Here is a 23508-nt window from a genome sequence, read left to right on the forward strand (position 1 = left end):
TGAGTTTTTGTCTTTTATTTTAAGATTTCTATGACAAAAAGTTCGTTTTATATGATTGGTAACAACTTGATTCATTAAATAGAATCTATCCATTACGCTAAAAGTAACTGTAGTAAAATTAGGGCTTCTTGTCACTCATATTTATAAGATTAGCGTCTAACACAGATGATTAAGTTCCCCTAGGCAGAAATAATGAAATAATTGACCAATTTTAAAGTGCTTTATTTAACAATAAATAGCGAGGCTTTTTAGAATGAAGGTTAATTTTTTGCACCAAGATAACAAGTGTCTATTTAACTATTGAATCTATTTGAAGTATACTCGTACGCGTAATTTAAAGGTCATTAATTAAGGAATGGGTCACGTGAATCCAATTGTAAAGAGTTTTGAGTATGGTCAACATACAGTCACCTTAGAAACGGGTGTTATTGCACGTCAAGCTGATGCTGCTGTTTTAGCAAGCATGGGCGATACCACAGTGTTAGTTACAGTAGTCGGTAAAAAAGTAGCAGATTTAAGTCGCGATTTTTTCCCTCTTACGGTTAACTACCAAGAAAAAACCTATGCTGCGGGTAAAATCCCTGGTGGTTTCTTCAAGCGTGAAGGTCGTCCGTCAGAAGATGAAACTCTGATCGCCCGTCTTATCGACCGTCCAATTCGTCCTTTATTTCCTAACGGTTTTAAAAACGAAGTTCAAGTCATCATTACTGTGGTTTCTGTTGACCCACAGATTGAGCCAGACATTGTATCAATGATTGGTACCTCTGCAGCATTAGCTATCTCTGGTATTCCATTCAGTGGTCCTTTGGGTGCTGCTCGCGTTGGTTATATCGACGGCGAATATGTGCTTAACCCAAGTGTTGATCAACTTGCTATCAGCGACCTTAATTTGGTTGTTGCCGGTACGCAAAGCGCTGTACTAATGGTTGAGTCAGAAGCGAAATCGCTTGCTGAAGAAATCATGTTAGGTGCTGTGACTTATGGTCACGATCAACAACAAGTGGTTGTAAATGCGATTAGCGAATTTAAAGCTGAAGCAGGTAAGCCAACATGGGATTGGACTGCACCAGTTCAAGATCAAGATTTAGTTGCAAAAATCAAAGAGCTTGCAGAAGCAGGTTTGACAGAAGCTTATCAAATTGAAGTTAAGCAAGATCGTTATGCACAAGTTGGCGTTGTTAAATCAGCGGCTAAAGCTGCATTAACAGCACAAAATGGCGATGTTGATTTACGTGAAGTCGATAATTTGCTGGCTAGCCTTGAAAAGAAAGTCGTTCGCGGCCGTATTATCAGTGGTAAGCCACGCATCGATGGTCGTGAACCTGACATGATCCGTGCATTAAGCGTACTGGCTGGTGTTCTTCCACGTACCCATGGTAGCTCACTGTTCACCCGTGGTGAAACTCAGGCATTAGTGACATGTACTTTAGGTACTGAACGTGATGCACAAAAAATTGATAGCATCATGGGCGAACGTACTAATCGCTTTATGCTGCATTACAACTTCCCTCCGTACTGTGTTGGTGAAACGGGTATGGTGGGTTCACCTAAGCGCCGCGAAATCGGTCATGGTAAATTAGCATGGCGCGGTATGAAGGCTGTTATGCCTTCTGCTGAAGAATTTCCGTACAGCATTCGTGTCGTATCTGAAATCACAGAGTCTAACGGTTCAAGCTCTATGGCTTCAGTATGTGGTACGTCATTAGCATTAATGGATGCTGGTGTACCAATTAAAGCATCTGTTGCTGGTATTGCTATGGGGCTAGTTAAAGAAGGCGACGATTTTGTTGTACTTTCTGACATTTTAGGTGATGAAGATCACTTAGGTGACATGGACTTTAAAGTCGCTGGTACTCGTGATGGTATTACTGCATTGCAGATGGATATCAAAATTGAAGGTATCACTAAAGAGATCATGGATATCGCTCTGCAACAAGCATATGGCGCCCGTGTTCATATTCTTAACGTAATGGATCAAGCAATTGGTTCTCATCGTGATGATATCTCTGATCATGCTCCACGTATCACCACTATCAAGATTAATCCTGAAAAGATCCGTGATGTGATTGGTAAAGGTGGTGCAACTATTCGTGCACTTACCGAAGAAACCGGTACCACTATCGAGTTAGATGACAACGGTACAGTGAAGATTGCTTCTAATAATGGCGAGGCAACGAAAGAAGCCATTCGTCGTATTGAAGAGATTACAGCTGAAGTTGAAGTTGGCCGTATATATAGCGGTAAAGTTATCCGTATCGTTGATTTCGGTGCATTTGTTAACATTCTTCCTGGTAAAGATGGCTTAGTTCATATTTCACAAATCAGTGATGAGCGTGTAGCCAATGTATCTGACCACTTAGAAATGAACCAAGAAGTTGCTGTTAAAGTAATGGAAGTGGATCGTCAAGGTCGCGTACGTTTATCAATTAAAGAAGCACAAACTAAAGAAGCTGCTGAATAAGCGACTATTTTAGGCATTAAAATTGAGTGTTATATGAAGGAGACCAATTGGTCTCCTTTTTTTTAATTTTTTTTACAATTAAATCAAATAGCAAATAGCACTAACCCTGCTAGGTTGCTATCATGCTGATTATTAATGAACCTGATTAAAGGTAAAGTGGATGGAATTTAAATTACGCACCACGTTTGTTGCCATGGTGGCGGGTGTTAGCTTGTTGCTTACCGGTTGTGCCGCTACTTCGGGTTCAAATGGAGATGCTGCGGCAGGACAAATTATTGTCGCCCCAGTGATGCCAGATTATAAATTAGAAGTAACTCTGGCCAAGTTGAATGAAATTTTGGCTAGCATGGAACTGACCAACGATCAGCGTGCACGTTTTCATTATGATCGTGGAGTTATTTATGACAGTGTTGGATTGCGTTTACTTGGGCGAATAGATTTCCATCAAGCACTAAAACTGCAACCCAATTTGGCTGATGCTTATAACTTCTTAGGGATTTACTATACCCAAGAAGGTGAGTTTGAAAGTGCATATGAAGCTTTTGATGGCGTATTAGAACTTGCTCCTGATTACGATTATGCATTTCTCAATCGCGGTATTGCATTATTCTATGGTGAGCGCTACGAGCTTGCTGTGAAAGATATGCAAACTTTTTATCAGCGTGATCCCAATGACGGTTATCGCGCGTTGTGGTTATACCTTATGTCATCACAAATTGATGCCAAGGTAGCGTTAGTGACTTTAGGGACTCAACGTGCTCAGCTTGAAGATGGAACATGGTCAAGTGTATTAGTTGACTATTACTTAGGAAAATTAACTAAGAAAAAATTGTTTTCAGCCGCTAAAGTGGGTTTGAATCACCCTAAAGAATATGCAGAGCGTTTATGCGAAGCATACTTTTATTTAGGTAAACGAGCAGAAGAGTTAGGGTTATATCAAGAAGCGGCTAATTATTACCGGTTAACTCTAGCAACTAATATTTATGATTTTGTTGAACATAGATATGCGCGTATTGAGCTTGCCAAGATAAAACACATCCTAGAACAAACTCCACAGTCCTAAAAGGTGCTTTGCCTAGCCAAGCTTACAGATAGGCGCTATAATTTGCGCCTTTTTTAGTATCAAGTGCAAAGGTTACCATGTCAGGCATAAATGTTGAGGTCGATAAACGTCGAACCTTCGCCATCATTTCCCACCTGGATGCGGGTAAGACAACAATTACTGAAAAAGTATTGTTATTCGGTCAAGCAATTCAAGTCGCTGGCACGGTGAAAGGCCGAGGCTCTAAGCAACATGCTAAATCGGACTGGATGGAGATGGAGCAAGATCGTGGTATTTCGATTACTACCTCTGTAATGCAGTTCCCTTATAAAGAATGCCTAGTCAATTTACTTGATACTCCAGGTCATGAAGATTTCTCCGAAGATACTTATCGTACCTTAACCGCGGTTGACTCTTGTCTTATGGTTATTGATGCGGCTAAAGGTGTGGAAGATCGTACACGTAAGTTAATGGAAGTGACCCGTTTGCGCGATACTCCCATTATTACTTTCATGAATAAATGCGACCGTGATATTCGCGATCCTATGGAAGTCATGGATGAAGTTGAACAAGAACTAAAAATTGCCTGCGCGCCTATTACCTGGCCAATTGGTTGTGGTAAATCATTTAAAGGTGTTTATCACATTCATCGTCAAGAGGCGATTTTATATAAATCAGGTCTTGGACACATGATCCAAGAAGTGCGCATTGTAAAAGGGATTGATAACCCTGAGCTTGATACCGCTATTGGCAGTGAATTAGCAGCTCAATTACGTGATGAGCTTGAGTTAGTTGTTGGAGCATCACACGAGTTCGATTTAGACGCGTTTTTAAAGGGCAAGTTATCGCCTGTATACTTTGGTACCGCATTAGGTAACTTTGGCGTTGATCATATGCTTGATGGCTTGCTTGAGTGGGCGCCTAAGCCACAGCCGCGCAATACTGAAGTGCGTGAAGTGACTGCAAAAGATGAAAATTTCAGCGGTTTTATCTTTAAAATTCAGGCTAACATGGACCCAAAACACCGCGACCGAGTTGCTTTTATGCGTGTAGTGTCTGGTAAATATGAAAAGGGCATGAAAATGCACCATGTTCGTATTGGCAAAGATGTGCGTATTTCTGATGCGTTAACCTTTGTTGCTGGCGATCGCGAGCAAGTTGAAGAAGCCTATCCTGGTGATATTATCGGCTTGCACAATCACGGCACTATTCAAATTGGTGATACCTTTACCCAAGGTGAAAAATTTAAATTTACCGGTATTCCAAACTTTGCACCGGAAATGTTCCGCCGTATTCGTTTACAAGATCCGTTAAAACAAAAGCAACTATTAAAAGGTTTAGTTCAGTTGGCTGAAGAAGGTGCAGTGCAAGTCTTTAGGCCAATAGATTCCAATGATTTAATTGTTGGCGCTGTTGGCGTACTGCAGTTTGAAGTGGTTGTAGGACGCTTAAAGAGTGAATATAACGTGGAAGCTATTTACGAAGGTATTAGTGTATCTACAGCGCGTTGGGTTTATTGTAAGGACGAGCGGAAACTGGAAGAGTTCCGACGCAAGTGTAGCCCAAATCTTGCATTAGATGGTGGCGATAACTTAACGTATATTGCGCCGACAAGGGTTAACCTTAATTTATCAATGGAGCGCTACCCTGAGGTAGAATTTGCTAAAACACGCGAAAACTAATCTTTTTTAAGCTAGGCTTAGTGATGTTAAGAAGGCAGTCATTACTGCCTTTTTTATTGCTTGTTTTTAGAGTTGAGTTTATGTCCATAAATCTGTTCGATACCCATGCACACCTTGATTTTGACGAATTTGATCACGACCGTGATGAATTATTCAATGAAATGGAAGCCAAAAATATACGCCAAATACTCCTTCCTGGTGTAAGTCCTGATCTTTGGGGAAAACAATTGGCCATTGCTCAGCAATATCAATGTTACTTCGCATTAGGGATCCATCCTTGGTATCTTCCTATTGATATTGATGCCGCGCTTGTACAGCTAGAACAGCACATTATTACGAATCAAACTAATCCATTATTTGTCGCCATCGGCGAGTGCGGCTTAGATAAACTTCGTCCAGATTTTGAACGGCAACAAACCTTATTTGAACAACAGCTACATTTAGCAAAAAAGTATCAATTACCCGTGATACTGCATGCGGTTAAATGCCATGCTTTGTTAATTGAGTTGTTAACAAAAACTGCGCTGGTACAAGGCGGTGTCATTCACGGTTTTTATGGCAGTGTCGAAGTCGCAAAACAATATCAAAAATTAGGCTTTAAATTAGGTATTGGTGGTTTGATATTAAACCCAGCGGCGCAAAAACTGCATAAAGTGGTAGCAGAATTACCATTAGAATTGTTTGTTGTTGAGACCGATTCACCGAGTATGACTCCCATAAATCAGCTTGAAAAACGCAATACACCACTCATTTTACCGCTGATTATTGAAAAAATAGCTTTTTTACGTGAAATTTCAACTGTTCCTATATTAGAACAGCTTAATAAAAATGCTTTGCAACTATTTGAGCTTTAGTTATTTTTTTTAAAACGAAGGCTGTTTTATGCAATTGTCTAGCGTAAATATCTGAAACTAAACTTGAAAAGTTTGATCAAAACGACGCTTTTCCTCAGTTGCTCGGTTATAATCTGTCTTGGAAATAAGGTGAGTTAACAACATTAATAATAAATGTTAACAATTAAAAAAGGGTGATGTTTAATGGATATAGTTATGAGTTTAGTAGGGGTGGTCACCCTACTTGCGATAGGTTTTTTACTATCGACAAATAAAAAAGCTATTAACGTACGTACCGTAGGTGGCGCTTTATTAATTCAAGCGTTTTTTGCCGGTTTCGTATTATATGTGCCAATAGGTCAACAGGTATTAGGTGGTGTTTCAATTGCCGTTGCTGATGTCATTGGTTATTCGCAGGCTGGTATCAACTTCCTATTTGGTGGCTTAGGTACTGACGCTATGTTTGGGAATGGCGTAGGCTTCGTATTTGCCATTCGCGTATTACCCGTTATTATCTTTTTCTCTTCTTTAATCGCTGTTCTTTACTATCTAGGCATTATGCAGATGGTTATTAAGCTCATCGGTGGTGGATTACAAAAAGCACTTGGTACAAGCCGCACAGAGTCTATGTCTGCTACAGCAAACATCTTCGTGGGTCAAACTGAAGCGCCTTTAGTTGTACGTCCTTTCATTCCAACAATGACTAACTCAGAGTTATTCGCAATCATGGTAGGTGGCTTAGCTTCTATCGCAGGTGCGGTACTTGCTGGTTATGCTGGTATGGGCGTTAAAATTGAGTACTTAGTTGCTGCATCATTTATGGCGGCTCCTGGTGGCTTAATGATGGCTAAACTAATGCACCCAGAAACGGAAGAAACCAATAATGACATGACAGACTTACCAGAAGATACTGATAAGCCTGCAAACGTTATTGATGCCGCTGCATCTGGTGCTGCTTCAGGTATGCATTTAGCACTTAACGTTGGTGCAATGCTATTAGCCTTTGTTGGTTTAATTGCAATGATTAACGGTATGCTTGGTGGTATCGGTGGCTGGTTCGGTTTTGAAGGTTTATCACTAGAACTTATTCTTGGTTACATCTTCATGCCTTTAGCATTCCTTATAGGTGTACCTTGGTCTGAGGCTATGGTAGCGGGTTCGTTCATTGGTCAAAAAATCGTGGTTAACGAGTTTGTGGCTTACTTGAACTTTGCCCCATACCTTAAAGATATTGCTGATGGTGGCATCTTGGTTGAAGCGACAGGTCAAGTAATGACAGACCGTACTAAAGCGATTATTTCTTTCGCATTGTGTGGTTTTGCTAACTTATCGTCAATTGCGATTCTGTTAGGCGGTTTAGGTGCTATGGCTCCTACTCGTCGTCATGACTTAGCTAAGTTAGGCGTGCGTGCGGTTATTGCTGCATCATTAGCTAACTTAATGAGTGCAACACTTGCTGGTTTATTCCTAGCACTTTAGTAAGGGGCTTGCCTTTTACTAGCAGGGCTTTACTTACGTTGGTGAGTAAAGCCCTGTATTTAAGATTACGTAATCATAATGATTGGCGTTAATCCACCGGTTTCCAGATAGCGAAGTGGTAGTGAGTGGTAGATAGGCCTAGTTTTATGATTAACAGAGCCAAATCATTCATTTTCGAATGCGACACAAAAGTAACTGTTAATGAAATGCTGCGAGTAAGTCGCGACATTGTTCACAAAAAAGAATTTAGTATTCGTTTTTATGCCGGTTTAATATTGTGATTTACAACAATAGCGGTAGAATACGAAAGCTTAAAACAAAAGCTGTCCTCGAAGGCAGCAAATTATGGTAAATGGGGTTCATGATGAAAAACTTTAAAACTTTAGCGTTAGCGGCTACAACTATCGCAGCAATGGCTGCACCTGCTTTAGCTGCTGACCGTGGCGAAGATATTCGCTCTGGCGATTACAGCTGGATGCAGTTCAATGCTATGTATGCCTTTGATGAATTACCAAGCAACGGCGAAAGTGGTCACGATTACCTAGAAATGGAATTCGGCGGCCGTGCTGGTGTTGTTGATCTATATGGCTATGTTGACGTGTTTAACTTGTTCACTCAAGATTCAGGCGACAAAGCATACGGCGCAAACAAAATGTTTATGAAGTTTGCTCCTCGTTTTTCGCTAGATGCTATAACCGGTATGGATCTTTCAGTTGGTCCTATCCAAGAAGTTTATTTCTCAACTTTATTTAACTGGGGCGGCGGTCCTGTTGGTCAAGATGTAAACGCTTCTTTCTGGGGTGTTGGTGCTGACGTTATGGTTCCATGGTTAGGTAAAACTGGCATGAACTTATACGCACACTATGACATGAATGGTAAAGATTGGAATGGTTATCAGTTCTCTGCTAACTGGTTCAAGCCTTTCAAATTCTTTGATAACAAAAGCTTCATAGCATTCCAAGGTTATGTTGATTATCAATTCGGTGCTGATGACGAGTATGGTAACGAATTCGTTCCAATGAGCGCTAACGGTGGTGCAGCTTACTTTGGTATTCACTGGCACTCAGACAACTATGCTTTAGGCTATGGTCTGAAAGGTTACAAAGATGTATACCTTCTTGAAGATGGCGCAGGTATTGTTGGTCTAGATACAACTGGTTGGGCTCACTACCTAACAGCTACTTACAAGTTCTAATATTTTGTAAGTTAATGGAGCCACAGCTTTGTGGCTCCTTTATTACTGTTTTAAAGATAGACAGTTAATATTTAATTAAATGCATTATTATTTAAAATGCCGTTAATTAAGCATTAAGCACAACGCGCTAAAATGGATTTTTCGCGGAAAATGATAAAATAAGTCATTAATTTATTTTGCCTTTTCCGGTCTTCAAGGATTCAAGTCGTGGTACTCGTTATCAGATTGAATACTTAGGTTAGTAAATCATATAGTTTACTGGCAACACGTGAAGACTCGGCCATAGCTGTAATCATATAAGCTGTAATCTTTTAGCTATATTCTAGTTAGCTATGCTCATATGCCTCTTTACTTTGTTGCCCTGACAAAAATTATCTACTGATTTTTCTTTATGGAGAACAAACATGACTGATTTAAAAAAAGCTGCGCAACTTGGTATCTCATTAATGGATTTAACCACATTAAATGACGATGATACTGATCAAAAAGTTATCGACTTATGTCATAAAGCTAAAACTGCTGCAGGCAATACCGCTGCAATTTGTATTTATCCTCGCTTTATTCCTATTGCGCGTAAAACTTTAAATGAACTTGATTGCGAAGACATCAAAATAGCGACAGTGACCAACTTTCCACATGGTAACGATGATATTGCGATTGCAGTATTAGAAACCCGTGCAGCGGTTGCTTATGGTGCTGATGAAGTGGATGTTGTATTTCCATATCGTGCATTAATGGAAGGAAACGAAACTGTTGGTTTCGAACTCGTTAAAGCCTGTAAAGAAGAGTGTGGTGAAGATGTTATTCTTAAAGTCATTATTGAATCTGGTGAACTTAAAGATCCGGCATTAATTCGTAAAGCATCAGAGCTTTCAATTGATGCAGGTGCTGATTTTATTAAAACTTCTACCGGTAAAGTGCCCGTTAATGCCACGCTAGAAGCGGCTGAAATTATGTTAACCGTGATCAGCGAAAAGAACACTAAAATTGGTTTTAAGCCAGCTGGTGGCGTAAAAGATGCGGCTAAAACTGCAGAGTTTTTAGCGATCGCGGTACGTATTTTAGGTGAAGACTGGATCAGCCCAAGTACTTTCCGTTTTGGTGCATCAAGCTTATTAACGAGCTTATTACATACCTTAGAGCTTGCTGACGCGCCAGCACCCACTCAAGATTATTAATTAAATTCTATGCTGTCGTTAAGGTTTATTATCTTTAGTGTTAATAAACCTTATCGCTACCGATGTTTTTGGCGATCCAAATCTAGCAGCCTGTGGATTGCCTAGATGGAGGCTATATTATGTTCCTCGCACAAGAAATTATCCGTAAAAAACGTAATGGTGAAGCGCTTTCCACCGCAGAAATTCAATTCTTTGTTAACGGCATAACAACTAATACAGTGTCTGAAGGCCAGATTGCGGCCTTTGGCATGGCGGTTTACTTCAAAGATATGAATATGGACGAGCGTATTGCGTTAACAATAGCAATGCGTGATTCCGGCACAGTATTAAATTGGAACTCATTAAGTCTAAATGGTCCTATTATTGACAAGCACAGCACTGGCGGCGTAGGTGATGTGATAAGTTTAATGCTTGGCCCTATGGCTGCCGCTTGTGGCGGATATGTGCCAATGATTTCTGGCCGTGGTTTAGGGCATACCGGTGGTACGTTAGACAAGTTTGATGCCATTCCTGGTTATCAAACTGAGCCTTCTAGTGAACTATTTCGTAAAGTGGTTAAAGATGCTGGCGTGGCAATTATCGGCCAGACGGGCGATTTAGTACCCGCCGATAAACGTTTTTATTCCATCCGTGACAATACCGCTACGGTAGAGTCTATTTCACTGATCACCGCATCAATTTTATCTAAAAAGTTAGCCGCTGGGCTGGATGCACTGGCTATGGATGTCAAAGTGGGTAGTGGCGCATTTATGCCAACTTACGCAGCATCTGAAGAGCTCGCTCGCAGTATTACTGCTGTTGCAAATGGCGCAGGCACTAAAACCACAGCATTACTGACAGATATGAATCAAGTATTAGCTTCGTGTGCAGGTAATGCGGTTGAAGTACGTGAAGCGATACAGTTTTTAACTGGTCAATATCGTAATCCACGTTTGTATGCAGTGACTATGGGCTTATGTGCGGAAATGCTGATTTTGGGCGGTATTGCACAAAATGAGGTTGAGGCGCGTACTAAACTCAATGCTGTATTAGATAATGGTAAAGCAGCAGAAGCCTTTGCTAAAATGATTTCAGGTTTAGGTGGCCCGACTGACTTTATTGAGTCGTATGATAAGTATTTACCTCACGCGAAAATTATTCGTCCAGTGTATGCCAATACTGCTGGTTTTGCTTACAAAATGGATACTAGAGAGCTTGGCTTAGCGGTTGTGACTTTAGGCGGCGGCCGTCGTAAACCAGGTGATGCGCTTGATTACAGTGTCGGATTAACTCAAGTTTGTGCATTAGGTCAAGCCGTTGATAAAGATGTTCCGTTAGCGATGATCCATGCTCAATCTGAAGATGCATTTGCAGAAGCTGCGGCGGCAATTCAACAGGCCATCGTGATTGGCGATAGTGCGCCAGAAAAGATGCCTGAAATTTATCGCTATATTCGTGCTTCAGATTTATAAAGGAAAACACAATGAAACGTACTTTTATTTTAATGTTAGATTCATTTGGTCTTGGTGCAGCAACCGATGCCGATAAATTTGGTGATGTTGGCTCTGATACTTTTGGTCATATTGCGCAAGCTTGTGCAGAAGGTAAAGCAGATATAGGCCGCAAAGGTCCGCTAGTTTTACCTAACTTGGCTAAATTAGGCCTAGGTCATGCTGGCTTTGAAAGTACGGGTAAGTTTGCTGATGGCTTTAGCGCTGATGTTGACGTGATTGGTGCTTATGGTCATGCAGATGAGTTAAGTTCTGGTAAGGACACGCCAAGTGGCCACTGGGAAATGGCGGGGGTACCGGTATTATATGAGTGGGGATACTTCAGCGATTTAACCAATTCATTCCCAAAAGAGTTAACTGATAAAATTCTAAAACGTGCCGGTTTAGAAGGTTTTTTAGGTAATTGTCATGCTTCGGGCACCACCATTCTTGAAGAGTTAGGTGAAGAACACATGAAAACGGGTATGCCGATTTTTTACACTTCAGCTGACTCTGTTTTTCAAATAGCTTGCCATGAAGAAAGCTTTGGCTTAGAAAATCTATACAATCTTTGTAAAATTACCCGTGAAGAGTTAGAGCCGTATAACATTGGTCGTGTTATTGCGCGCCCATTTGTAGGCTCAGGCCCTGCTGATTTTGCCCGTACCGGTAACCGTCATGATTACGCTGTACTCCCTCCTGCGCCAACGGTACTAGACAAGCTTAAAGATGCCGGTGGTGAAGTGGTTAGTATTGGTAAAATTGCTGATATTTATGCCCACAGTGGTATTACTCAGCAATTTAAAGCGACAGGTCTTGAAGAGCTATTTGATGAAACCTTAACGCAAATCAAACGTGCTGGCGATAACACCATAGTATTTACAAACTTTGTTGATTTTGACTCTCATTATGGTCACCGTCGTGACACCGCTGGTTATGCCAAAGCATTAGAATATTTTGATAGCCGTTTACCTGAATTATTTGCGGTTTTACAGCCAGATGATTTAGTGGTGTTTACTGCAGATCATGGTTGCGATCCTACTTGGGTAGGTACTGAACACACTCGTGAACGGGTACCAGTATTAGCTTATGGTGCAGGTTTAGCTGCAGGCTCATTAGGCCGTCGTCAGTCTTTTGCTGATATTGGCCAGTCAATTGCGAGCTATTTTAAGCTAGAGCCTATGGATTATGGTCAATCTTTTATAGATTAATCACATTTTCGAACGACGGTTCTATATAAAACTTAATAGCTTTGCTAAACTATCAAGATGATTAAGCAATACCAAATAAAATAGAAACATAGGGGTTATAACATGGCTACACCACATATCAATGCTGTTGAAGGTGCATTTGCTGAGACAGTGCTTTTTCCAGGCGATCCATTACGTGCGAAGTACATTGCTGAGACATTTTTAGAAAATGCTGAGCAGGTAACCGATGTACGTAACATGCTTGGTTTTACGGGTACTTATAAAGGTAAACGTATTTCTGTAATGGGTTCAGGAATGGGTATCCCATCTTGTTCTATCTACGCCCATGAACTGATTAAAGAATACGGTGTTAAAAACTTAATTCGTGTTGGCACATGTGGTGCTATTAGCACGGATGTAAAAGTACGTGACGTGATTATTGGTATGGGTGCATGTACTGATTCACAAGCTAACCGTTTACGTTTTAAAAACCAAGATTTTGCAGCAATTGCTGACTACAGCTTACTAAGTGCTGTGGTTGATTCTGCAAAAGCGCACGGCACTAAAATTCAAGTGGGTAACATTTTCTCTGCTGATTTGTTTTATACCCCAGATCCTGAAATGTTTGATGTTATGGAAAGAATGGGCGTATTAGGTGTCGAAATGGAAGCTGCCGGTTTGTATGGTGTTGCCCATGAATTAGGTGCCAAAGCATTATGTGTTGTAACCGTATCAGACCACATCCGTACTGGTGAGAAAACCACTTCTGATGAACGTCAAACAACTTTCAATGACATGATAGTGATGACTTTGGATGCTGCATTGACGCTTTAGTCTTGATCGCAAACCAATAAAAATGGGCGCATTAACGCCTAATGCCGTTCACTTATTAAGGTGAGCGGCATTTTTTTAGTAAGTGGTATCATCTAATACTAGTTTTCTATCACTTACTTGTGATTAACTCTTCTAATAAATAATGGTAGTCATCAATTGCCGGAAAATCATTAAATTGGTTATGTTGTTTTTGGCTATCAGGATTTTTTATCCCTAGTTGAAAGCCTATACCAGCTTGTTTCGATGCAGCTAATATAGCTTCACTGTCATCAATAAATAAACATCTTGCGGGATTTAACTGATATTTTTCAATCGCCGTTAGCCAAAACTGCGGATGCTCTTTAGGATAACCTGTTTCATGGCTCGACAACATAGCATCTAAGCCATTGGCCAATTCAGTATGCTCAAGCTTTAACGCTAAGCTTTTAGGGTGGGCATTGGTAAATAAGATGCGTTGTTTCTTCATCACACCTAAAGCTTTTAGAAACGGCATGCTGTCCTGGCGCATTTGAATACGTGCCACCATCGAGTAATGTAAGGTCAGAATATCTAGATCAAGTTGCTGCTGCCAATAATCTAAACAATACCAATCCAATGTCCCTACCACGTCATGGTAGGCCGCTTCGACCAACTCCTTTGCCGCATCAAGACTAATTTGTCTTTGGTCACTGAGTTGTTGTGGCACTAAAGTCAGCCAAAAGTGATTGTCAAAGTGTAAATCTAACAGCGTGCCATCCATATCTAATAGCACTGTGTCTATGGTGTTCCAGTCAAACATTAATTACTCCTTTGTTGCTGCTAAATGCCACACATTAATCGCGATTATTTTTTACCTAATATTTTCAATTGTTTACTTCTAATTCTGCACCGAATTCAGGGTAAATCTATGTGGGGTAGATGGTAAAACTATAGGTGCTTATAAGGGTTAAGAAGTGCAGATGAGAAACGCTTATTTAGGAGTAAATTTTATCATAGCAATAACTGGTATTTTTCCAAATTGATTCTAAGCTTCAGTATAGGTGAATTTAGGATACCTTTTTATATTAGGCTATTAATTCTAAAGCATAAATATAGTCATGGGACATTAAAAAGCAAGTAAACGCCATGTGATGTTACCGACAACAACATGCAGTTGCTTAATGTAAACCCGCTTACTCAAAGCAATATGCGTTTTAGGATAAAATAGTTGTTAATGGATTGTAGACTATTGATGTAAGCTAGTCGTTAAACTCGTGTAGCTAATATTTAACGATTAAAAAAAGCCCTATCAGCAAGGATCATCATGAACTATATTGCCTTACTTTCCGTTGTTGCAGTGCTGTGTGTTACTAATTTGTTCTGCAACATAACAGCATACGCCGCAACTTCAAAAGATGGCAATTTTTATGATAATCCTGAGGCAATCTTTAATAATCAAAACACCTGTACTCTCGATGGCGTGAAATACACGATCACTGGAGTAGGAGCCTATTATCATATAATAAGCAATAATTCTGGATTTGTATTCTGAAGCAGGAATGATAGCGACTATTTCTTGTTGGATTTCAATGACTAATTTATGTTGGGCGTTAATGTGGTCCGCGCTTACATCTTTGATACTGCTGAAATAACAAACAAAAAACCGCGAAATTTATAACGTAAAAATGAATAGAAAATGATATCTTCTTTTAAGTTAAAAAGTTACTGGCACAAATTTGTATTCAAAATACGACAAGAATGTTCCTTACATAAATTTCCAGCCTTGGCTGAGTGAATAAATTATTTTGGGGTTTGTTATGCTGCAACATATTTATAAAATAAATCATGTTATTAAAAATATTATTGTCGGATTCTCGCATGCATATTGGAAAATATTCCTTGCAGGCAGTGTGTTGGCGATAACATCCCTCAGTGCTAGTGCATAAAACCGTTCTTTTGACTTTACAACGGGTGATACCGTAACGCTGACAAATGCAGGCTCTGCGCTATCGAATCGAACAAAATTTACGCTGGAGTTTTGGGCAAAATTTACTAATGTCAGTGGGACCATCAATTTAGTGGATTTCACTGGCGGTGCCGATGCAGGTGGCCTCATATTGAACTCAGGTAAATTAACTGTCGATCTTGAGTGTGACTTTGGCGACATGACCACCAACCTAATCAGGGAAAACAGATGAACACACAAAAATATTATACGGTGTTAAAATTTCTGCTCATGCCACTCATGTTACTTTTATCATGGCAGGCGAATGCCGCAGGTTTTCGTTTTGACATTTCCAGAGATTCGAATTTTAATACAGTGACCCCCACACAGATTTCTAATGGTGAAGTGATACCTGTGTGTTTTTATTCTCGACCCCTTGCATCTGAAGGCAGCTTCCCTGAAAACCCTGATTATACAGTTTGTGTAACGCTATCAACTGGGACTCAGATAGCTGGTGTCAGTTCCGGTTTTCTTGATCCTGGTCAATAGCTAGCAATATTAGCTATACCTTGACTTTTAATGTTCCTATGACATTTACCCAGTTTCAAGTTGGTGAGTTTACCAACCGAAGTGATAGTGCTAACTATGTTTTTACACCAAATACAGGCACAGCAATTACCCTAGCCGATGACTCTGGCTCTATCGTCGGGGCAATTGCCACCTTAAACCCAACTGATTGGGTTGGTATTACCTCATTAACCGTTTCTTATGCAGGGGCTCAGGATTGGCGACTTGGTTTAGATAATATGGGCTTTACGGCCGATCCTGTGGTTAAAATTACTTCAGCTACTTACGATGCATCTAGTGGGAATTTGGTGGTTACCGGCAGTGGGTTTGAAGTCAATGCAGGTCCGGCCAATGACGTAGTTGCCAATAAATTTACCTTAACGGGGGAAGGTGGCGGCACCTACACGCTGACGGACACTGCCAATGTTGAAATTTCATCTGCAACCACCTTCACGTTAGCTTTAAGTGCGACAGACAAAGCTGCAATTAATAGCCAAATTACAAACAAAAATGGTGCAGCGTCTACGGGCGGCACTACCTATAACCTTGCCGGGGCGGCTGGTTTTATCGTAAATGCACCCGCAGACTCTGATTTAACTGCAAATACCATTACGGCCTCGAATGTTGCCGTGCCGACCATTAGTAGCGCAACTTATAATGCAACTACGGCAGTCTTTAGCGTGACCGGGAATGGTTTTTTGCAATTTTCTGGCGCAACCAACGATATTGTTGCCAATAAATTTACCTTCACCGGCGAGGGTGATGCTACTTATACCCTCACCGATACTGCCAATGTCGATATCACATCAGGCACTGGTTTTAGTCTGACGTTAAGTGCGACCGATAAAAGCGGGGTGAATACCCTGCTGAATAAAAACGGCACCAGTGCGGTTGATACAACGACTTACAACGTGGCGGCTGCCGAAGATTGGGCGGCTGGTGCGGATCCGGCCGAAGTTGTTGCGGACTTAACGCTCAACGGTATTACCGTCAGTAATGTATTGACTGTGGCAGGAGCGCCAACCATTGGTACTACAGCAGCTGGTAACACCCAAGCCAGTGTAGCTTTTAGTGCGCCAGGCTCGAATGGTGGTTCGGCCATTACCGGGTATACCGCGACGTCGTCCCCTGGTAACTTAACTGGCACTGATACCAGTTCACCCATTGTTGTGACTGGATTAACTAATGGTGTGGTATATACCTTTACGGTGACTGCCACCAACAGTGTTGGCACCAGTTCGTCATCAGCCGCTTCCAATGCTATTACACCCAAAGCGGGGCAGGCTATTACGTTTGGTAATCCTGGTGCGCAAAATTTTGGTACCACTCCAACCTTAAGTGCCACCTCAACCTCATCGTTAGTACCTACTTTTACGTCATCGACCACAGGTGTGTGTACCATCACCTCAGGTGGAGCTTTAACTTTTGTTGCCGAAGGAACTTGTACCATTGATGCCGATCAAGCCGGCAATAGTAGTTATTTAGCCGCCCCTACTGTGACTCAATCTTTTAGCGTGAATGCAGTTGTGCCGGTGCCCCGACAATTGGCACGGCAACGGCGGGAGACACTCAGGTAAGCGTGAGTTTTAGTGCGCCAGCTTCTACTGGCGGAGCGGCCATTACAGGGTATACCGTGACGTCGAGCCCTGGTGGCTTAACCGGCAGCAATGCTGGCTCACCCATTACAGTGACGGGGTTAACCAATGGTGTGGCTTATACCTTTACCGTGACCGCCACCAACAGTGCTGGCACCAGCTCGTCGTCAGCCGCTTCCAATGCAATTACACCTAAGGCGTCACAAACCATTACCTTTGCTAACCCAGGGACGCAAAACTTTGGCACCACGCAGACCCTTTCGGCAACGGCTGATTCCGCGCTGATAGTGGCATTTACCTCATCCACTACGGGTGTGTGTACTGTCACAACGGGCGGCGCGCTGACATTTGTCAGCACGGGTACTTGTAGCATTAATGCCGATCAGGCGGGTAATGGCAGTTATTTGCCAGCGTCTCAGGTGAGTCGGAGCTTCTCTGTCAATGCCGTGGTTGCAGATGCACCAAGCATTGGCACGGCAACGGCGGGAGATACTCAGGCGAGTGTGAGTTTTAGTGCGCCAGCCAGCAATGGCGGTTCGGCGATAACTGGCTATACAGTCACGGCAAGCCCCGGTGGGTTAACGGGTACGGGGGCAGGTTCACCCATCACAGTGACTGGGCTGACAAATGGCGTTGCTTATAGCTTTAGCGTGACTGCCACTAACTCGGTAGGTACGGGGGCGGCTTCTAGCGCTTCAAATTCAATTACACCTAAAGCAGCCCAGATCATTACTTTTGCCAATCCTGGCGCACAAAGCTTTGGCACCAGTCCGACCTTAAGTGCGACATCAGATTCAGGCTTAACGCCAAGCTTTACCTCATCCACCACGGCTGTGTGTACTATCACATCGGGCGGCGCCTTAACGTTTGTCAGCACAGGTACTTGTACCATTAATGCCGATCAGGCAGGCAATGGCAGTTATTTGCCTGCGCCTCAGGTGAGTAGGAGCTTCTCTGTTAATGTTGTGGTTGCAGATGCACCAAGCATTGGTACGGCAACCGCGGGAGACACTCAGGCAAGCGTGAGCTTTAGTGCGCCAGCCAGCAATGGCGGCGCGGCGATTACCGGTTATACAGTGACATCAAGTCCTGGTGGTTTGACTGCCAGCGGTGCAGGCTCACCCATAGTGGTAACAGGCTTAACAAACGGCACTGCCTACACGTTCAGTGTTACGGCGATATCTGCCGCGGGCACAAGTGGTGCATCGAGTGCTTCCAATAGTGTGACACCTATTGCACCGCAAACTATTACCTTTACTAACCCTGGTACGCAAAGCTTTGGTGCCTCGCCGACCTTAACGGCAACAGCAAGCTCTGGCCTAGTGCCAAGCTTTATCTCATCCACCACAGCTGTGTGTACTATCACAACGGGCGGCGCCTTAACCTTTGTGACAACGGGTAGCTGTACCATTAACGCTAACCAAGCGGGTAATGCGGCATTCTCACCAGCAGCGCAAGTGAGTCAGACGTTTGCTGTTAATGCGGTCGCAGCTGATGCGCCTATGATAGGCACGGCTACGGCAGGTGACACGCAGGCGACGGTAAGCTTCAGCGCGCCAGTAAGCAATGGCGGCGCGGCGATTACTGGTTATACCGTGACCTCAAGTCCTGGTGGTTTGACTGTCAGCGGTGCAGGCTCACCCATAGTGGTGACTGGCCTAACAAACGGCACTGCCTACACGTTCAGTGTTACGGCGATATCTGCCGCGGGCACAAGTGGTGCATCGAGTGCTTCCAATAGTGTGACACCTATTGCACCGCAAACTATTACCTTTACTAACCCTGGTGCGCAAAGCTTTGGTGCCTCGCCGACCTTAACGGCAACAGCAAGCTCTGGCCTAGTGCCAAGCTTTACCGCTGCCACCACGGCAGTGTGTACAGTGACTACGGGCGGCGCACTGACCTTTGCCAGCACAGGTACTTGTACCATTAACGTAGACCAAGCAGGTAACGCGGCATTCTCACCAGCTACGCAAGTGAGTCAGACGTTTGCTGTTAATGCGGTCGCAGCTGATGCGCCTATGATAGGCCTGGCAACGGCGGGTGATACAGAGGCTACAATCAGCTTCGCGGCTTCTGCCAATAATGGCGGATCGGCGATTACTGGTTATACCGTGACCTCAAGTCCTGGTGGTTTGACTGTCAGCGGTGCAGGCTCACCCATAGTGGTGACTGGCCTAACTAACGGCACCGCGTACACCTTTACTGTAACGGCCACAAGTGCAGCAGGTACAAGCTCTGCATCGGCCGCTTCTAACAGCGTGACACCTAATGGCGCGCCAGTTATCACTTCAACTCCACTGCTGAGCGTAGATGAAGGGGTGAACTACAGTTACACACTCACAGCAACGGACAGTGTTGGCGATGTACTCACCTTCAGTGCACCAACGTTACCCGTTTGGTTAAGTTTTAATACTGCAACCGGCACGTTAACGGGTGTCGCAAGTCGAGATAATGTTGGTGATCACGCCATCAGCTTAACTGTCACCGACGCTGCAGGTCTGTTTGAGACGCAATCCTTTACCTTAGTGGTGAATGAGGTCAACAGCGCACCAGTAGCTAACAGTGCCAGTGTCACCTTAGATGAAGACAGTTCCAAGGGAATTACCTTCAGCGGCACGGATGCTGAAAATGATACGCTCACTTTTGAAGTGGTTACTCAGCCGACATCGGGCACATTAGAGAAAAATGGCAGCGTGTGGTTATACACCCCCAATGCCGACTTTAATGGTAATGACAGTGTGCGCTTTATTGCCAAAGATGCGGCGTTAAGTTCAGAGCCTGCTGTGGTGAGTATTACAGTGACTGCGGTAAATGATGAGCCTGTAGCTGTTGATGACAGTTACAGCCTCAGCCTTGCTGCTAATGACAGCTATACCTTAGCGGTATTGGACAACGACACCGACGTCGATGGAGACATCTTAGTTATCGATGGCGCTGCAGCAGACGTGGGTAGCGTGCAAATTGTCAATTCACAACTTCAGTATCAAGCACCAACGGGCTTTGTTGGCCCAGTAACCTTGCGCTACACCCTCTCTGATGGTCAAAAAGGTCGCAGTAATGCCAAGGTGTCCTTGATGATTAGTGGCGACAGTTCAGCGGATGCACCTGTGATTAGTGTGCCAGCCGACATCACAGCTAACGCGACGGGCTTATTCACTAAGCTTAAGCTTGGCGTAGCAACAGCGGTTGATAAGGATGGCAATAAGCTTGCGGTGTCCTTGGTGAACACTAAGCAGTTGTTTGCACCGGGCGAGCACTTAGCTTACTGGCAAGCCACCGACAGCCTAGGTCGCAGCGCGATTAAGTCACAAAAAGTGACCGTGAAGCCATTAATCTCCATTAGCCGTGACCAAGTGGTGGCTGAAGGCAATCAAGCGAAAGTGACTGTGTTCTTAAACGGCCCTTCACCTCAGTACCCAGTGCGTGTGCCTTACACTGTCTCTGGTAGCAGCGATGGTAATGACCACGACTTAGTTGATGGCGTTGTTGACATTACCTCAGGCTTAAGTGCGAGCGTTAACATCGAGGTATTTGATGATGGTGAAACTGAGGCAGATGAAACATTAATTATCACCTTAGACCCAAGTGTGAACCTCAGTGCCCAGCGCGTGAGTCAACTGCTTATCAGTGAGGCCAATATTGCGCCTCAGGCGAGCATTAAGGTGACTCAATCTAATGAGCTGCGCACCCAAGTGAGCAAGGCTGAAGGTAAGGTCTACATCAAGGCCAAAAGCCAAGATGTGAATGTACAAGATAGCCTGACTGAAGTCTGGTCAACCGGTGACTTAGTGTTAAACACAGATGCACAGGGCATGTACTTTGACCCAAGCTTAGTGGATGCAGGCAGCTACCCTATCAGCCTAACGGTGACAGACGATGGTACGCCTAACTTATCAACTCAGGTGCAGTTAACCTTGTTAGTTAAAGCAAGCTTACCCACACTGACGGGGAGCGATTCTGATGGCGATTTAATCCCAGATAACCAAGAAGGTTTTGTCGACACCGATGGTGATGGTATTGCCGATTACCTGGATGCCATTAGTGAGTGTAACGTGCTGCAACAGCAGGGTAATGAGCAGTCACGCTTCCTTGCAGAGAGTCAATCAGGCGTGTGTTTACGCTTAGGTACCACAGCGCAACGTAATGGTAGTGAGGGTATAAAGGTGCCCACCTCCATATTAACTTTAGATACCATGGCGGCCAACATTGGTGGTATTTATGACTTTGAAGCCATTAACTTATCTAAAGTGGGTGACAGCTATCGCTTTAGCTTGCCACAAGCCTTGCCTGTACCGGCTAACGCAGTGTACCGCAAGTTCGATAAGGCAAACGGTTGGAAAGCCTTTGTTCTTGATGACAAAAACAGCATTGCATCGAGTGTTGGCGAGCTAGGTTTATGTCCACCACCAGGCAGCACGTTATGGCAGTCTGGTTTAAACGAGGGCCATTGGTGTGTGCAGTTAACTATTCAAGACGGCGGTCCTAATGATGACGATGGCATAGCCAACGGCAGTATTGTTGACCCAGGCGGAGTGGCGGTTGTGTTAAGCGGTAATACACTCCCTCTGGCTGTTATCGATACGGCTACAGTGTCTGTGAACCAGAGTATCGATATCGATGTACTGGCGAACGACAGTGATGCTGATGGTGATGAACTAACGGTAAGCCAAGTCAGTAGTCAGTTTGGCGATACGACGATACTGGGTAGTCAGCACATAAGCTATACCCCTGCGGTTGATTTTATCGGCACCGATGTGTTGGTGTACAGTATCAGTGATGGCAAAGGTGGTACCGCCAGCAGTGAACTTACGGTAACAGTGGTGGCCAATCGTGCTCCAGTTGCTGTGGATGATATTGCTAACACGGATGATAGAACCAGCATATTGTTAAATGTATTGGCTAACGACACAGATATAGACGGTGATAATTTAACTTTAGTCAGTGGCACAGCCTTACAAGGAGCGGTATCGGTTGAGTCTAACCAACTGCGTTACACGCCAAAGCCTGGCTTTGATGGAGTGGATAGTGTGAGTTATGTGATTAATGATGGCGCCGGTGGCGAAGCCACAGGGCAAGTCTTAGTGACAATTAAAGCCTATCAAGATGTTGTTATTGATAACCAATCCGGTGGTGGTAGCTTATCTTTATATGGATTAGTCCTGCTTGTGTTTGGTGGTTTACTCCGTCGAGCGAAATGGTTAACGGTAAGCAGCGTGTTATTGGCCAGCGTGATAACACAAGCCAATGCAGCAGAAGCCAATACATGGTATGTCGATGGATTTGTAGGTCAGGCCTATGCTGATAGCAAGATACACCATTGGCAATCTCCAAACGATGTAGCCGTCATAGATGTTGATGATAGTGATACTGCATTTGGTGTGAGTGCGGGTTATCAATGGAACACGTATCTTGCTGTTGAGTTAGGTTATTCAGACTTTGGCAACGGCAGTGCGCAACTTAAAGGAAGCACCTTAACCCCTGAGACATATCATCAAGAGTTGAAATCGGTTACCCCGATATTAGCTGACGGTATAACCTTAGGGATGCGTATCACGCTAATGGAACGTGAAGATTGGCGTATTGAAGTGCCGGTGGGGCTATTTCGATGGGATGCCGATATTGTCAGTGACATGAATAATAGTCGCCTAACAACAGGCATGAGCGGTACCGATTGGTATGCAGGGATGCAATTTAGTTATCAAATGACAAAATCTTGGTCTTTAGGTATCGGGTATCAATATATAGATTTGGACCCGAATGATATTATAACGGGTCAGTTTAGTTTGCGTTATCGTTTTTAATCGATAAATGAAGTGAAAAAGGAGCTAATGAGCTCCTTTTTTTATTGAGTATAAAGACCAATAATCGCGATATGGAGCCGCTCTAATGCTTAAGGCTTGAAAACTTGTTTTAAGCAGATGGTAAATTCCGGTTGTAGATTATGTTTAGGGTAACTTCTCTTTCGCTTGCCCTTTGTAGTGGCACAGTTATTTTGGCCACCTAAATAGAGGTGTACAAGTGCTTCTGATTGTTCGATAAAAATCCGATAATCAAGACTATCGGATTTTTCAGACGAG

General features: G+C 43.3%; 13 protein-coding genes and 1 pseudogene. 13 read left to right on the plus strand and 1 reads right to left on the minus strand.

The genetic code is table 11. The features are described 5' to 3' along the window. Nucleotides 1–364: 364 nt before the first annotated feature. The 10 genes from pnp (at nucleotide 365) to deoD (ending at nucleotide 13363) form a co-directional block, all read left to right on the plus strand. Nucleotides 365–2461, plus strand: coding sequence for a polyribonucleotide nucleotidyltransferase (gene pnp, locus L0B17_RS06695; protein WP_235088599.1), 2097 nt, complete (start codon nucleotides 365–367; stop codon nucleotides 2459–2461). Nucleotides 2462–2621: 160 nt separating this feature from the next. Then, nucleotides 2622–3524, plus strand: a complete 903-nt coding sequence (nlpI, locus tag L0B17_RS06700; protein WP_235088601.1) for a lipoprotein NlpI — start codon at nucleotides 2622–2624, stop codon at nucleotides 3522–3524. A gap of 77 nt (nucleotides 3525–3601) precedes the next feature. Then, nucleotides 3602–5185, plus strand: coding sequence for a peptide chain release factor 3 (gene prfC, locus L0B17_RS06705; RefSeq protein ID WP_235088602.1), 1584 nt, complete (start codon nucleotides 3602–3604; stop codon nucleotides 5183–5185). 92 nt (nucleotides 5186–5277) lie between these two features. Next, entirely contained in the window at nucleotides 5278–6039 is a 762-nt protein-coding gene (locus L0B17_RS06710; RefSeq protein ID WP_235089643.1) for a TatD family hydrolase, read from the plus strand. Between the two features lie 183 nt (nucleotides 6040–6222). Further along, on the plus strand, nucleotides 6223–7497 hold the full coding sequence (locus tag L0B17_RS06715; protein ID WP_235088603.1) for a NupC/NupG family nucleoside CNT transporter: 1275 nt from the start codon (nucleotides 6223–6225) through the stop codon (nucleotides 7495–7497). Nucleotides 7498–7861: 364 nt separating this feature from the next. Beyond that, nucleotides 7862–8692 carry a nucleoside-specific channel-forming Tsx family protein gene (locus L0B17_RS06720; protein WP_235088605.1) on the plus strand — a complete coding sequence of 277 codons (831 nt, stop codon included), beginning with the start codon at nucleotides 7862–7864 and terminating at the stop codon, nucleotides 8690–8692. A 404-nt stretch (nucleotides 8693–9096) separates the two neighbouring features. Next, the gene (gene deoC / locus L0B17_RS06725) at nucleotides 9097–9870 is read left to right on the plus strand and encodes a deoxyribose-phosphate aldolase (protein WP_235088606.1); all 774 of its coding nucleotides are present in this window, start codon (nucleotides 9097–9099) and stop codon (nucleotides 9868–9870) included. Between the two features lie 119 nt (nucleotides 9871–9989). After that, nucleotides 9990–11321 (plus strand): thymidine phosphorylase, encoded by a 1332-nt coding sequence (deoA, locus tag L0B17_RS06730; RefSeq protein ID WP_235088608.1) that lies wholly within the window; start codon nucleotides 9990–9992, stop codon nucleotides 11319–11321. 11 nt (nucleotides 11322–11332) lie between these two features. Continuing rightward, nucleotides 11333–12550, plus strand: coding sequence for a phosphopentomutase (locus L0B17_RS06735; RefSeq protein ID WP_235088610.1), 1218 nt, complete (start codon nucleotides 11333–11335; stop codon nucleotides 12548–12550). Nucleotides 12551–12652: 102 nt separating this feature from the next. Then, nucleotides 12653–13363 carry a purine-nucleoside phosphorylase gene (deoD, locus tag L0B17_RS06740; RefSeq protein WP_235088612.1) on the plus strand — a complete coding sequence of 237 codons (711 nt, stop codon included), beginning with the start codon at nucleotides 12653–12655 and terminating at the stop codon, nucleotides 13361–13363. A gap of 109 nt (nucleotides 13364–13472) precedes the next feature. On the opposite strand, the gene yrfG is transcribed toward deoD, so the two are convergent. Further along, a complete protein-coding gene (gene yrfG / locus L0B17_RS06745; RefSeq protein WP_235088613.1) occupies nucleotides 13473–14141 on the minus strand; it encodes a GMP/IMP nucleotidase in 669 nt (222 codons plus the stop codon). 504 nt (nucleotides 14142–14645) lie between these two features. Between yrfG and L0B17_RS06750 the strand changes: the two genes are divergently transcribed. The 3 genes and pseudogenes from L0B17_RS06750 to L0B17_RS06765 all read left to right on the plus strand — a co-directional run bounded on the left by L0B17_RS06750 (nucleotide 14646) and on the right by L0B17_RS06765 (nucleotide 23232). Beyond that, nucleotides 14646–14873, plus strand: a complete 228-nt coding sequence (locus L0B17_RS06750) for a hypothetical protein (protein ID WP_235088614.1) — start codon at nucleotides 14646–14648, stop codon at nucleotides 14871–14873. A 642-nt stretch (nucleotides 14874–15515) separates the two neighbouring features. Continuing rightward, nucleotides 15516–15815 carry a hypothetical protein gene (locus tag L0B17_RS06755; protein WP_235088615.1) on the plus strand — a complete coding sequence of 100 codons (300 nt, stop codon included), beginning with the start codon at nucleotides 15516–15518 and terminating at the stop codon, nucleotides 15813–15815. A 257-nt stretch (nucleotides 15816–16072) separates the two neighbouring features. After that, nucleotides 16073–23232 (plus strand): annotated as a pseudogene (locus tag L0B17_RS06765) (Ig-like domain-containing protein). Nucleotides 23233–23508: the final 276 nt, after the last annotated feature.

The sequence above is a fragment of the Shewanella sp. OMA3-2 genome (assembly GCF_021513195.1).
Lineage (GTDB): Bacteria > Pseudomonadota > Gammaproteobacteria > Enterobacterales > Shewanellaceae > Shewanella.

Excerpts from the sequence above, each read along its gene's own strand:
- nlpI (WP_235088601.1), top strand. The coding sequence starts at position 2,622 with ATGGAATTTAAATTACGCACCACGTTTGTTGCCATGGTGGCGGGTGTT.
- L0B17_RS06715 (WP_235088603.1), top strand. The coding sequence starts at position 6,223 with ATGGATATAGTTATGAGTTTAGTAGGGGTGGTCACCCTACTTGCGATA.
- L0B17_RS06720 (WP_235088605.1), top strand. The coding sequence starts at position 7,862 with ATGAAAAACTTTAAAACTTTAGCGTTAGCGGCTACAACTATCGCAGCA.
- yrfG (WP_235088613.1), bottom strand. The coding sequence starts at position 14,141 with ATGTTTGACTGGAACACCATAGACACAGTGCTATTAGATATGGATGGC.
- prfC (WP_235088602.1), top strand. The coding sequence starts at position 3,602 with ATGTCAGGCATAAATGTTGAGGTCGATAAACGTCGAACCTTCGCCATC.
- L0B17_RS06755 (WP_235088615.1), top strand. The coding sequence starts at position 15,516 with ATGAACACACAAAAATATTATACGGTGTTAAAATTTCTGCTCATGCCA.
- deoD (WP_235088612.1), top strand. The coding sequence starts at position 12,653 with ATGGCTACACCACATATCAATGCTGTTGAAGGTGCATTTGCTGAGACA.
- L0B17_RS06735 (WP_235088610.1), top strand. The coding sequence starts at position 11,333 with ATGAAACGTACTTTTATTTTAATGTTAGATTCATTTGGTCTTGGTGCA.
- L0B17_RS06750 (WP_235088614.1), top strand. The coding sequence starts at position 14,646 with ATGAACTATATTGCCTTACTTTCCGTTGTTGCAGTGCTGTGTGTTACT.
- deoC (WP_235088606.1), top strand. The coding sequence starts at position 9,097 with ATGACTGATTTAAAAAAAGCTGCGCAACTTGGTATCTCATTAATGGAT.
- deoA (WP_235088608.1), top strand. The coding sequence starts at position 9,990 with ATGTTCCTCGCACAAGAAATTATCCGTAAAAAACGTAATGGTGAAGCG.